Annotated in this window: 14 protein-coding genes; 5 read left to right on the forward strand and 9 right to left on the reverse strand. The window is 68.9% G+C overall.

The genetic code is table 11. From position 1 onward, the window contains the following. Window positions 1-220 precede the first annotated feature (220 nt). Window positions 221-940, forward strand: a complete 720-nt coding sequence (locus tag JZ792_RS24760) for a peptidylprolyl isomerase (RefSeq protein ID WP_308165440.1) — start codon at window positions 221-223, stop codon at window positions 938-940. 87 nt (window positions 941-1027) lie between these two features. Here the strand turns inward: JZ792_RS24760 and JZ792_RS24765 are convergent, their stop codons facing one another. The 5 genes from JZ792_RS24765 to JZ792_RS24785 form a co-directional block, all read right to left on the reverse strand. Further along, window positions 1028-2077, reverse strand: coding sequence for an ABC transporter ATP-binding protein (locus JZ792_RS24765; RefSeq protein WP_216913899.1), 1050 nt, complete (start codon window positions 2075-2077; stop codon window positions 1028-1030). Then, window positions 2074-2886 (reverse strand): molybdate ABC transporter permease subunit, encoded by an 813-nt coding sequence (modB, locus tag JZ792_RS24770; RefSeq protein WP_216913901.1) that lies wholly within the window; start codon window positions 2884-2886, stop codon window positions 2074-2076. Before modB ends, JZ792_RS24765 begins: the two co-directional genes overlap by 4 nt. Continuing rightward, window positions 2883-3659 (reverse strand): molybdate ABC transporter substrate-binding protein, encoded by a 777-nt coding sequence (gene modA / locus JZ792_RS24775; RefSeq protein ID WP_308165441.1) that lies wholly within the window; start codon window positions 3657-3659, stop codon window positions 2883-2885. Before modA ends, modB begins: the two co-directional genes overlap by 4 nt. 14 nt (window positions 3660-3673) lie before the next feature. After that, window positions 3674-4072 (reverse strand): TOBE domain-containing protein, encoded by a 399-nt coding sequence (locus JZ792_RS24780; RefSeq protein WP_216913905.1) that lies wholly within the window; start codon window positions 4070-4072, stop codon window positions 3674-3676. 62 nt (window positions 4073-4134) lie between these two features. Next, a complete protein-coding gene (locus JZ792_RS24785) occupies window positions 4135-5334 on the reverse strand; it encodes a molybdopterin-binding protein (RefSeq protein ID WP_308165442.1) in 1200 nt (399 codons plus the stop codon). A 108-nt stretch (window positions 5335-5442) separates the two neighbouring features. Between JZ792_RS24785 and JZ792_RS43635 the strand changes: the two genes are divergently transcribed. Together JZ792_RS43635 and JZ792_RS24790 are read left to right on the forward strand one after the other, a co-directional pair. Beyond that, window positions 5443-5655, forward strand: a complete 213-nt coding sequence (locus tag JZ792_RS43635; RefSeq protein WP_498044259.1) for an ADP-ribosylglycohydrolase family protein — start codon at window positions 5443-5445, stop codon at window positions 5653-5655. Window positions 5656-5783: 128 nt separating this feature from the next. Then, entirely contained in the window at window positions 5784-6518 is a 735-nt protein-coding gene (locus tag JZ792_RS24790; RefSeq protein ID WP_308165443.1) for a PP2C family protein-serine/threonine phosphatase, read from the forward strand. Between the two features lie 19 nt (window positions 6519-6537). Here JZ792_RS24790 and JZ792_RS24795 read toward each other — a convergent pair whose 3' ends face one another. Continuing rightward, window positions 6538-7116 (reverse strand): GNAT family N-acetyltransferase, encoded by a 579-nt coding sequence (locus tag JZ792_RS24795; RefSeq protein ID WP_308165444.1) that lies wholly within the window; start codon window positions 7114-7116, stop codon window positions 6538-6540. A gap of 96 nt (window positions 7117-7212) precedes the next feature. Further along, window positions 7213-8973: a proteasome ATPase gene (gene arc / locus JZ792_RS24800; protein ID WP_216913909.1), complete on the reverse strand. Its 1761-nt coding sequence runs from the start codon at window positions 8971-8973 to the stop codon at window positions 7213-7215. 179 nt (window positions 8974-9152) lie between these two features. Between arc and JZ792_RS24805 the strand changes: the two genes are divergently transcribed. Further along, complete coding sequence (locus JZ792_RS24805) at window positions 9153-9677, forward strand: nuclear transport factor 2 family protein (RefSeq protein WP_216913911.1); 525 nt, start codon at window positions 9153-9155, stop codon at window positions 9675-9677. Between the two features lie 46 nt (window positions 9678-9723). Here the strand turns inward: JZ792_RS24805 and JZ792_RS24810 are convergent, their stop codons facing one another. Then, entirely contained in the window at window positions 9724-10557 is an 834-nt protein-coding gene (locus JZ792_RS24810; RefSeq protein ID WP_216913913.1) for a tRNA (adenine-N1)-methyltransferase, read from the reverse strand. 113 nt (window positions 10558-10670) lie between these two features. Here JZ792_RS24810 and JZ792_RS24815 point away from each other — a divergent pair, with 113 nt between their 5' ends. Then, window positions 10671-11582, forward strand: coding sequence for a RecB family exonuclease (locus JZ792_RS24815; RefSeq protein WP_438804376.1), 912 nt, complete (start codon window positions 10671-10673; stop codon window positions 11580-11582). A gap of 13 nt (window positions 11583-11595) precedes the next feature. Here JZ792_RS24815 and JZ792_RS24820 read toward each other — a convergent pair whose 3' ends face one another. Further along, entirely contained in the window at window positions 11596-12087 is a 492-nt protein-coding gene (locus JZ792_RS24820) for a hypothetical protein (RefSeq protein ID WP_216913914.1), read from the reverse strand. Between the last annotated feature and the right edge of the window lie 8 nt (window positions 12088-12095).

Raw genomic sequence — 12095 nt, forward strand, 5'->3', positions numbered from 1 at the left:
CCCTTATCGCCCGCCGCCACGGCCGCGTCCTACCCCCACCCGTCACCGTCTGCTCCTCCCGTGGACGCCTGCGGTCCCGAGGCCAACCTACCGGGGGCCCGCACCCATGACCGCCCCCTGAGAGCGAACCGGGTGGTTCGGTGACGGTGAGGGTGGGGTAGGTGGCAGGATGCGGGCCAGCATCGTCCGGTGCGTATACCCCTGATGAAGGAGATCCACTGTGAGCATCGGAACGCGGGCGCGCGCGGGCGTCGAGAAGCGTCGCGGCAATCCGATGCGGCGGATGCTGCCCGGGCTCGGCCTGCTGATCGCGGGCGCGGCGCTGACGCTGCACGCGGCGGGCGGCGTGGCCGCGCAGCCGTGGCAGGCGCACCGGAGTCCGGCGGGATGCGCGCCCGCGTCCGCCGACGCGCCGAACGGGAAGCAGTGGCCCTTCGAGCCCTGGCAGACGATCGATCCCGCCGCCGGGTACACCGCGTCGCTGGAGACCAACTGCGGAACCGTGACGGTGGCCCTCGACGCGGCTCGGGCGCCGCGCACGGTGAATTCGTTCGTCTTCCTGTCCGACCAGCAGTATTTCGACCACACCCGCTGTCACCGGTTGACCACCCAGGGCATTTTCGTCCTCCAGTGCGGTGATCCGTCGGCGCTGGGCACCGGCGGGCCCGGCTACCGGTTCCCCGACGAGAATCTGGCGGGCGCGACGTATCCGGCGGGCACACTCGCGATGGCCAACGCCGGTCCCGGCACCAACGGCAGCCAGTTCTTCCTCGTCTACCGGGACAGTCAGCTGCCGCCGAACTACACCCCGTTCGGCCGCGTGGTCGACGGACTCGGCGTGCTCACCGGAATCGCCGCGGCGGGAGTTCGCGACGGTTCCGGCGACGGAGCCCCCACCGACGATGTGGTGCTGAACTCGGTGCGCGTCGCCCGCGGCTGAGCTTCCGGTAGGCGGGACGGGACGGCTGTCGACGCGATGCCGCGCATCATCCGGTCCCGCGAGGGCTCCCACGCCGGAACTCCGGGCTCACGCCGGATACGACCGCATCTCGGTGGCCTTCACGGCCGCCCACAGCCGCTGTCCCGGACGCAACCCCAGTTGGGCGACGGTGGCCGGGGTGATGTCGGCGAGTACCGGCGGACTGCCCTCGAAACGCACCCGGATGGTGTGGGCGTGCTGCTCGATACCGGCGATGACGACGGGCCAACTGTTGCGCGGGCTGCCCACCGGCCGCTCCGGATGCAGTCCGACGGCGTTCGGGGCGAACGCGACGTACACCGGTCCGTTGCCGGGTTCGGCGATGGTGAACTCACCGCCGGTGTCGAGGGCCACCAGGGTGCCGCGCGCGGTGCCGCGATAGAGGTTGAGTCCCATCAGATCCGCGACGTAGTCCGAGCGCGGCGCGGCGGCGACCTCGGCGGGCGCGCCCTGCTGCACGATCGCGCCGTTCTCCAGGATGACCAATCGGTCGGCGAGCACCATCGCGTCGAGCGGGTCGTGGGTGACGAGCACCGTGTATCCGGGAAAGTCGCGCAGGTGATGGGACAGGTCGGAGCGCACGTGCAGCCGGGTGCCCGCGTCGAGCGCGGCGAGCGGTTCGTCGAGCAGCAGCAGGCGCGGTTCGGTGACCAGCGCCCGCGCCAACGCGACACGCTGGGCCTGTCCGCCCGACAGCGCGCGTGGTTTGCGGTGCATGTGGTCGGCGAGTCCGACGCGGGCCAGCCACGCGGCGGCCTGTTCGCGCGCCCGGGCCTTGCGGCGTCCGCGCGCCCGCAGGCCGAAGGCGACATTGTCCAGCGCGGACAGATGGGCGAACAGCAGGTAGTCCTGGAACACCACGCCGATCTCCCGCCGCTCGGCGGGCACGAACACCGAAGGCGGTGCGTCCCAGGTATTCTCGCCGACGCGCAGATGTCCTCCGGTGAGCGCGACGAGTCCGGACAGCGCGCGCAACGCGGTGGTCTTACCCGCCCCGTTGGGCCCGAGCAACGCGATCACCTCCCCCGGTGCCACGGTGAGCGGCAGGTCGAGCGCGAAATGCCCTCGGTCGACCCGGATTTCGGCGCTCAGGGTCATACCGGGCCCCGGATCCAGCGTTCCCGCAGCGCGACGAGTACGAGCACCGATACCGCGAGCAGCACCAGACTCAGCACGATCGCGGCCTCCGGATCGCTCTCCAGCGCGAGATAGACCGCCAGCGGCATCGTCGTCGTGCGACCGGGGAAATTACCCGCGAAGGTGATGGTCGCGCCGAATTCGCCCAGTGCGCGGGCCCAGCACAGCACACCCCCCGCGACGACGCCCGGCAGGATCGAGGGCAGTGTGACCCGGCGGAAGGTGTACCAGCGGCTCGCGCCGAGGGTCGCCGCCGCCTCCTCGAATCGTTGATCGGCCGCGCGCAGGGCGCCCTCGACCGAGATCACCAGGAACGGCATCGCCACGAACGCCTCGGCGACGATCACCCCGGCGGTCGTGAAAGGCAGTGACACCCCGAACCATTCGTACATGTAGCGCCCGATCAGGCCGCGCCGTCCCAGGACCAGCAGCAACGCGACACCGCCGACGACCGGTGGCAGCACGAGCGGGACGGTGACGAGAGCGCGCAGCAGCGAACGGCCGGGGAGATCCGCGCGGGCGAGCAGCCACGCGAGCGGAATCCCGAGCACGAGGCAGATCACGGTCGCCGAGGTCGCGCACACCAGTGAAAGCCGCAGCGCCTGACCGACTTCGGCGCTCGCCAACCGCTCCGGCAGGGTCGACCACGGTGCCCGTAGCAGCAGCCCGACCAGCGGGACGACCAGGAAGGCCAGCCCGCAGACGGCGGGCAGTATCAGCGCGACCGGAGGCCGCCCCAGTACCGCCCGCCGCCGCGTGGCCGTTCTCACGGAGTGTCGAATCCCGCCGCCGTGAACACCGACTTCGCCTGGGCGCCGGTGACGAATTCGACGAACGCCGCCGCGGCCGTCGCGTTCGGGGCGTGCGCGAGCGGTGCGACCGGATAGTCGTTGACGGCCTTGGCCGATTCGGGGAATTCGATGCCATGGACCTTGTCCCCCGCGGCCTTCACATCGGTGCGGTAGACCAGCGCCGCGTCGACCTCACCGAGCGTCACCTTGGTGAGCACCGCCTTGACGTCCTGTTCACGGGTATCGGGCTGGGGGGTGATGCCCGCGGTCTCGAATACGGTCTTCGCCGCCGCGCCGCACGGCACCTGCTCGGCGCACAACGCGATCTTGGGCTCGGTCTTGCCGAAATCGGCCAGTCCGGTGATGGCGCCCGGATTGCCCTTCGGCACCGCGATCTCGAGTCGGTTGCGCACGAAGGTGACCGGCGCGACCGTGACTTCGCCCTTGTCCCGCACCTGCTGCATGTTCTTGGGCGCCGCGGAGGCGAACACGTCCGCCGGAGCGCCCTGGTTGATCTGTTCGGCGAGCGCCGAACTGGCGCCGAAGCTGTAGACGACCTTCACCCCCGGGTGCGCGGCCTCGAACTGCTTGCCGAGTTCGGTGAAGGTCTCGGTCAGCGATGCCGCCGCGAATACCGTCACGGTGCCCGACACCGACGCCGCGTCCGCGGATTCGGTCTTGTCGTCGGAACCGCAGCCCGCCACGGTCACCACCGCGAGTACCGCCGCGACCGCCGCGACCCCTGTGCGCATGAAATTCATTCTCGTCAACTTTCCGGAATCTCCACCACGACGTGGGTGGACTTCACCGAGGCGACAGCGATACTGCCGACTTCCAAACCGAGCTCGTCGACCGATTCCCTGCTCACCAGCGACACCAGCCGGAACGGTCCGGCCTGCATCTCCACCTGCGCCATCACGGTGTCCTTGACGATCCTGGTGACGATGCCGCGCATCCGATTGCGCGCGGACGCCGCGACCGTCACCCCCGGCTCGGGAGCTTCGGCATTGGCTCGCAGGAATTGGGCGAGCTCACGGCCGCTGACACCCTTGCGTCCGCTGTCGAGCTGGATCGCGGTCAACCGGCCCTGATCGATCCACCGGCGCACCGTGTCATCGCTGACACCGAGCAGGGCGGCCACCTCACTGATCCGTAGATTCGACACGGTCCACAGCATATTGCCGCAGACACGGAATTGCGAAGCGAGAAGATCCGTAGATCAGGAAGTCACTGCGGCAACGGCAGGAGTTCGGCGACGCTACCGCGTCCGCTGTTGGGCCCGAGCAGCGCGAGCGCCTGGCAGCCGATCAGGTCGGCCAGGTGCGGTGTGCGCGCCGCACCCGCGCTCTGCCACACGCCGCCGGGCAACTGGCGCACCGGCACCACCGCGGTGAGCGTCTCGTGTGACCCCGACCGGTCGCTGATCCGGCCCCACAGTCGCTGCCGCGAAGTGCGCGCGGTCAGCGCGTCCACGATCGCGGGGGCACTGACCAGCAGCGCGGCCACCGCGGCGAATGGATTACCCGGCAACGCGAGCAGCACCCGGCCGTCGGGCAGTACCGCGACGATCTGCGAGCCGCCGGGCCGCATCGCCACCCCGTCGAGGAGCACGCGCGCGCCGATCTCGGTGAGCACATCGCGCAGATGATCGGCCGCGCCGTGTCCGGTCGCGCCGGTGACCACCACCATGTCGGCATCGCGTTCCTGGGTGAACCAGGTGAGCAGGTCTTCCGCGCGGTCCGGCAGATGCCGGACCGGACCGCACCCGATATCGCAGGCACGCAGCAGTTGCGGCAGTACCGGCGCGAGCGCGTCGCGGGTCTGGCCTTCGGCGAGCGGGCCGCGCGCGCGGATCTCGTCGCCGGTGATCAGCACGTCGGCGCGCACCGGCCCGCGGACCGCGGCCGTGGGGGCCTCCGCGCTCGCCGCGGCCGACACCACCGCCGGGCACACCCGGGTGCCGTGGCCGACGAGCACTTCCCCGCCGTCCCACTGTTCACCGCAGCGGCGCATATCGTCCTTCAGGGGCGCGCCGGGCACCCTGCGCACCATCAGGCGGCCGGATACCCGCGCCGTCTCGGCGAATTCGTCGCGCATCACCGCCGTGGTCCCGGTCGGGGCCGCCGCGCCGGTCGCGATCCGCACCGCGACACCCGACGACAGCGGACGTCCTCGACCGTGACCGGCCAGCCTGGCGTCGGCGCGCAACGTCCACCAGGGACCGGGGCCGCTCACCGCGTAGCCGTCCATCGCCGCGGTGTCGACCCGTGGCAGCGCGGTACCCGCGATCAGATCTTCGGCGAGCGTCGCGCCGGACGCGTCCGCGAGCAGCGCGAAACGGGCCGGGACGGCGATCAGTTCGGACCGGAGGACCTCGGCGACACCGTCGACGCCGATCGGCAGCATCCGCACACTCTCCACGCTCACGACAGCCTCCGATTCGATCTCCGCCCGCCCTGTGCCCGCGGTCGTCCCGTCCGCTCGAACATCGACAACGCGGGGCGAATAGATCCTCATCGTCGGACATGACGTGCGATGGTCGCCTCAGTTGCCCGACAGTCACCAAACGCTCACCCCGCCACCACCGCATCGGTGCGTTCCGCGCGCCCAGCCCGGCGGGGACGGGAGGATGGCGACACGCTGTGCGCGATCGTCGGCGGCGTGCTCGGTGTGCGGCTCGGTTCTCGGGGTATCCCGGAAACATGGCGCAGCCGTCGAGAGCCCCTTCCGCTATGGGCGGGGTCGTAGGATACTTCGGCTACGCCCAGTTCTCAGCAAGCCCACAGTCATCTCTGGCGTATGCCACGGTTTGATGAGGTGAACTGGTGTTCGGACGGCCGACAGGTCGCCGGCGACCGATCCCAGGAGGTCAGGCCGTGAGTAGCGCAATGACGACATCCCGCCGCGAGTTGGTTCGGCTCGCCGGAATCGCGGGTGATTCGGTCAGCAGGCGCGGGCTGCGGTCGATCAACGCCGACGCCGTGGCCTCGTGGACCGATCCGGTCACCGGTCGAGTCGCCTTCGTCGTCGCCGACGGTGTCGGAGATCACCTGCTCGCGGCCAGGGCCGCACGGGCCGCCGCGACGGTCGCGGCGAAGGAGAGCGCGCGCGACGGCGCGGCGGCGGGCATTCTGGCCGCGCAACGGCGTCTGCTGCGCGAATTCCCCGAACCCAAAGCCGACAGCGCGCTGGTCGTCGCGGTACTCCCGACGGCCGACAAACCCGACTGTTCGGCCGATATCGCCTGGGTCGGGGATTGCCGCGCCTACCGCTGGAACGGCCGGATGCTGCATCAGATCACCACCGATCACACCCTCGCGGAATACCTCCGGATGCGCGGCCAGTACGCGGCGCCGCGCACGAATCACATCATCACCACCACCGTGCGCACCGTGCGCGAGGATCAGATCGGCCGCGCCGCCACCGGCTCCAGCAACGGGCGAATCCTCCTCAGCACCGACGGGGTGCACAAACGCCTCGATATCGCCACGATCAAACTGCTGCTCGCCACCGGCGAATCGCCGAGCACGACCGCGGAGGCGATGGTGGATTCGGCGCTGAACGGCGGCGGCAGGGACAACGCCTCGGCCTTCGTGATCGACCGGCACTGAGCCGCCCCGGCGGACGTGATCAATCGCCCCTGATCCGGGCGTGCAGGTGCATATCGTGCCACCCGTCCGCGTGCAGACCGGCGCTGCGTCTGGTGCCCTCCAGCGCGAACCCGAGTTTGGCCGCCACCCGGCACGACTGCGTGTTCCGCACCGAGTGCTCCAGTTCGATGCGGTGGAAGCCTCGCTGGTTCAACGCCCAGTCGGTGAGGGCCGCGACGGCGCGCGGGGCCACACCACGACCGCGCGCGGCGGGCACCGTCCAATAGGCGGCAGCGGCTTGGCCGTCGGTCAGCCGGATGTCCCGCAGCGAGGCACGGCCGACAAGGGTGCCGGTGTCGGTATCGATGACCGCCCAATTGGCGTGGGCCGCTTCGTTCCACGCCTTCGCCCACGCCTCCAGCCAGGCACGCACCTCCGCCATCGAGACGGCGATCCGGGCGTGCCAGCGCTGAATCCCGCTGTCCCCGAACGCCTCGAACACCGCAGGCGCGTCGTCGGCCGACCACGGCCGCAGGGTGAGTTCGTCCACGACGAAGCTCGGTTGCGCTGTGTCGGTGAAGTATTCGGCGTCGAGTAGATCCGTTGTCGTCAGTGGCACGATCATCCATTCTGCCCGGCAGTGCCGTCGGCTCGGACAGGAAAGGAAGAAGCCGCGCCCCCGAGGGAGACGCGGCTTCTCGAAATCGACCGGACCTTACAGGTATTGACCCGTATTCGACTCGGTGTCGATGGAGCGGCTGGCCGAGGCGTTCTTGCCGGTGACCAGCGTGCGGATGTAGACGATCCGCTCGCCCTTCTTGCCGGAGATGCGAGCCCAGTCGTCCGGATTCGTGGTGTTGGGCAGGTCCTCGTTCTCGGAGAACTCGTCCACGATCGAATCGTAGAGATGCTGGATGCGCAGACCCGGGTTGCCGTTGTCGAGCACCGACTTGATGGCGTACTTCTTGGAGCGGTCCACGATGTTCTGGATCATGGCGCCGGAGTTGAAGTCCTTGAAGTACAGGACCTCCTTGTCACCGTTGGCGTAGGTGACCTCCAGGAAGCGGTTGTCCTCGCTCTCGGCGTACATCCGGTCGACGACCCGCTCGATCATCGCGCGGATGCAGGCGCCCTTGTCGCCGCCGAATTCGGCCACGTCGTCCGCGTGCAGCGGCAGCGTCTCGGTGATGTACTTCGAGAAGATGTCCTGCGCCGACTCGGCGTCGGGCCGCTCGATCTTGATCTTCACGTCCAGACGGCCCGGCCGCAGGATCGCGGGGTCGATCATGTCCTCGCGGTTGGAGGCGCCGATGACGATGACGTTCTCCAGCCCCTCGACGCCGTCGATCTCCGAAAGCAGCTGCGGCACAACGGTGGTCTCCACATCGGAGGAGACACCGGAACCACGGGTGCGGAAGATCGAATCCATCTCGTCGAAGAACACGATCACCGGGGTGCCTTCGGACGCCTTCTCGCGCGCACGCTGGAAGATGATCCGGATATGGCGTTCGGTCTCGCCGACGAACTTGTTCAGGAGCTCGGGGCCCTTGATGTTCAGGAAGAACGACTTGGCTTCCTTGGCATCCTCACCGCGCGCCTCGGCGATCTTCTTGGCCAGCGAATTGGCCACCGCCTTGGCGATCAGCGTCTTACCGCATCCGGGCGGACCGTAGAGCAGCACACCCTTGGGCGGGCGAAGCGCGTACTCGCGGAACAGATCCTTGTGCAGGAAGGGCAGTTCGACGGCGTCGCGAATCTGCTCGATCTGCCGGGTCAGGCCGCCGATGTCGTGGTAATCGACGTCGGGAACCTCTTCCAGGACCAGATCCTCGACCTCGGCCTTGGGGACGCGTTCGAACGCGAATCCCGCCTTGGTGTCGACGAGCAGGGAGTCTCCGGGACGGAGTTTGCGGATCGGCGAATCGGGGTCGTCCATGTCGTCGTATTCGGCGATCTTGGACAGCGGGCCCGACAGCCACACCACACGTTCCTCGTCGGCATGACCGACGACGAGGGCGCGACGGCCGTCGTCGAGGATCTCCCGCAGGGTGCCGATCTCGCCGATCGCGTCGAAGACGCCCGCCTCGACCACCGTGAGCGCCTCGTTGAGGCGAACGGTCTGACCGTACTCGAGTACGGCGGTGTCGATATTCGGCGAGCAGGTCAACCGCATCTTGCGTCCCGAAGTGAATACGTCGACCGTCTGATCGTCGTACACGCCGATCAGAATGCCGTATCCACTCGGTGGCTGACCCAGCCGATCGACCTCCTCGCGCAACGCGACCAGCTGCTGGCGCGCTTCCTTGAGGGTGTCCATCAGCTTCGTGTTGCGAATGGTCAGCGAATCGATGCGGGCTTCCAACTCCCGCGCCTGATCCGGCGAATCGGCGAGTTGCCTTCGGAGTGCAGCCGCCTCGGCGCGTACCGCCTCGAGCTCTCTCCAGGCCGCCGAATCCGAATTCTCGATGGGGCTCATGTGCTGCTCCTCCCAGTCCCGGTCTATCAACGCTACCGGGCGTGGTCAATTCTCGCTTTCCGACATGGTTTCTTCGTGATCACATCTGCACTGCGATCGGCGGCCGGAGGTCCATGTTAGCCTGCCCTAACCCGATTGGGGCGAGAGTTGTCGCCCCACGAGCCGAAAGGTTGCTCACCATGCTCCTTCCCGCCAGAACTCTGCGCTTCTGCGTAGCGACGGCCGCGGCGGCCATCGCCGTGACAGTCGGTCTCACCGGATGCGGATCCGACGACGATTCCGGTTCCGCCGCCGGCACCACTGCCACTGCAAGTACCACAACCGCGGCCTCGGCAACCACCGGATCGGGGCAGGCCGCGGGCGCGACGCCGTCGGCCGAGGAGTTGCAGACCACGCTGGCGATTCTGTCCGACCCGGCCAAGACCACCCAGGACAAGGTCGCGATCGTCGTCGACGGCGAGAAGCGGGCCACCAACATCGAGACCATGACCAAGGCTCTCGCGGGCTACGGAACGCTGAAGTTCGTGGTCAGCGACGTGAAGGTCACCGGCGACACCGCCACCGCGCAGGTCGTCATCAGCTCGCCGAACGGCGACGCTCCGCCCATGCCCCTGACCTGGCAGCAGGTCGGCGGCAAGTGGAAGCTCTCCGACGCGAGCACCTGCGTGCTGCTCGGGTTCGCCCAGGCGCCCTGTATGCCGTAGTCGCATCGGCCCGTGCGCGCCCACCGGCACGCACGGGCCCGGGGCTTCAGCCCTTCGAGGGCCGACGCTGAGGCTTGGGGGTCACCGTTCCCTCGGCGAGGCGTCGCGCGCTCACCAGGAAGGCCGTATGGCCCTGCATACGATGTTCGGGGCGTACCGCGAGGCCGACCACGTGCCAACCGCGCACGATCGACTCCCAGGAACGCGGTTCGGTCCAGCATTCCTGTTCGCGCAATGCCTCGACGATCCGCGACAACTGTGTGACGGTCGCCACATAGACGATCAGGACACCTCCCGGCACCAGCGCCTTGGCGACCGCGGGCAGCGCGTCCCACGGCGCGAGCATGTCCAGCACCGCCCGATCGACCGGTTCGCCGTCGTAGTCGGCGACGTCGCCGACAGTGAGCGACCAGTTAGCCGGACGTTCGCCGAAGAAGGTCTCCACGTTGCGCACGGCGTGCTCGGCGTGGTCGTCGCGGATTTCGTAGGAGATCACCTCGCCTTCGGGGCCGACCGCGCGCAACAGCGAACATGTCAGCGCGCCGGAGCCCGCGCCGGCCTCCATCACCCGCGCGCCGGGAAAAACGTCGCCCTCGTGCACGATCTGCGCGGCGTCCTTCGGGTAGATCACGGCGGCTCCGCGCGGCATGGACAGCACGTAGTCGATCAGCAGCGGACGCAGCGCCAGATACGGTGTGCCGTTCGTGGAGTTCACCACGGTGCCCTCGTCGGCGCCGATCAGGTTGTCGTGCTTGATGCCGCCGCGGTGGGTGTGGAATTCCTTACCCGGCTCCAAGACGACCGTGTAGAGGCGCCCCTTGGCATCGGTCAGCTGCACCCGGTCACCGATGGTGAATGGCCCGGTCCGTCTGGCCGTCATGAATCTCCGTTTCGCTGGCGTGAAGGTGCTGTCGGCGCGAGCGCGGCCTGCGTGCTCACGCAGCGACCGCCGTTCGCGCCGCGGTGTCGGTACCGCCGGATAGCCTGCCAGGTATGCCAGCGCCCGTGTCCACGCCCCCTGCCGACGACGAGATGTCCTCGGCGCCCGAGCCTGCCCGGGTCCGGCAACGCCCCGCGCTGTCGCCCTCGCGGGCAATGGATTTCAAACAGTGCCCGCTGAAGTACCGACTGCGCGCGATCGATCGGATTCCGGAACCGCCCACCCGTCACGCCGTGCGCGGGACGGTCGTGCACGCCGTGCTGGAGGACCTGTTCGGACTGCCCGCCGCGGACCGGGCGCCCGAGCGCGCCGACACCCTCGTCGTCCCGGCCTGGGAGCGGGTACTGGCCGACCGCCCCGAGATCACCGAACTGTTCGCCGACTCCGGTCTCGACGGATTCCTCGCCGAAGTGCGCGCCCTGGTCGAGAGCTACTACCGACTGGAGGATCCGACCGGTTTCGATCCGGAATCGCGGGAGGCCGGGGTCGAGGTGGAACTCGACGACGGGGTGCTGCTGCGCGGTTTCATCGACCGCATCGATGTCGCCCCGACGGGTCAGCTCAGGGTCGTCGACTACAAGACCGGTCGCGCGCCGGGGCCGACCAGTGAGACCAAGGCCCTGTTCCAGCTCAAGTTCTACGCCCTGGTCGTGCTGCGCACCCGCGCGATCCTGCCCGCCCAGCTGCGGCTCATCTATCTGGCCGACGAACAGGTACTCACCTACGCGCCGGAGGTGGAGGAACTGCTGCGTTTCGAACGCACCCTCTCGGCGCTGTGGGCGGCCATCACCGAAGCCGGGCGCACCGGCGATTTCCCGCCGAGCACCAGTTGGCTGTGCTCGTACTGCGATTACAAACCGCTGTGCCCCGAATACGGCGGCACGCCGCCGCCGTATCCCGGTTGGCCGTCCGACGGGGCGACCGAATCACCGGACGAGACGCTGGCGGAAGCGGTTTCGGACTGAAGGCGCGGGCCGATCACACCCCGAGTTCGTCACAGAGGTCGATGTACCGCTCGAGGTATTCGGGGGTGGATCGGTGGGCCGCCAGCCCGACGGTGTCGAATTCGTCGGAGCCGGGGGCCGCGAGCACGCCGAGCGCGCGCAGGGCCTCGTTGATGGCGCGCACCGAGCGCGCCGGTCCGCCGTCGACGGCGACGACCGCCCACTGACTTCCGTTTCCCGCGAAATAGTCCGTGAACACCACGGCGAACGTCGGATCGGGTCGGTCACACAGTCGCGCCGCGATCGTGGCCGTGACCGCTTCGCGGGGGAAGATGCCGGGCGCGTCGGAGGGGAGGTCGAAATATTCGGTGATCCCCCGTTCCGCTTGCCGGTACGCCGTGTAGTAGTGCGTCAGGTGGAACAGGGTCAGGTTCTCGCGCAGCGACACCGGCACCAGATCCCATTCCGCGGCCGCGTCCGCGTCGAATCGTCCCGGTACGAGAAGCGCGGTGATGGCGTGCGACACGCTCGGAA

This window comes from Nocardia noduli, from assembly GCF_019038455.1.
In the GTDB taxonomy this organism is placed as follows: Bacteria; Actinomycetota; Actinomycetes; order Mycobacteriales; family Mycobacteriaceae; genus Nocardia; species Nocardia noduli.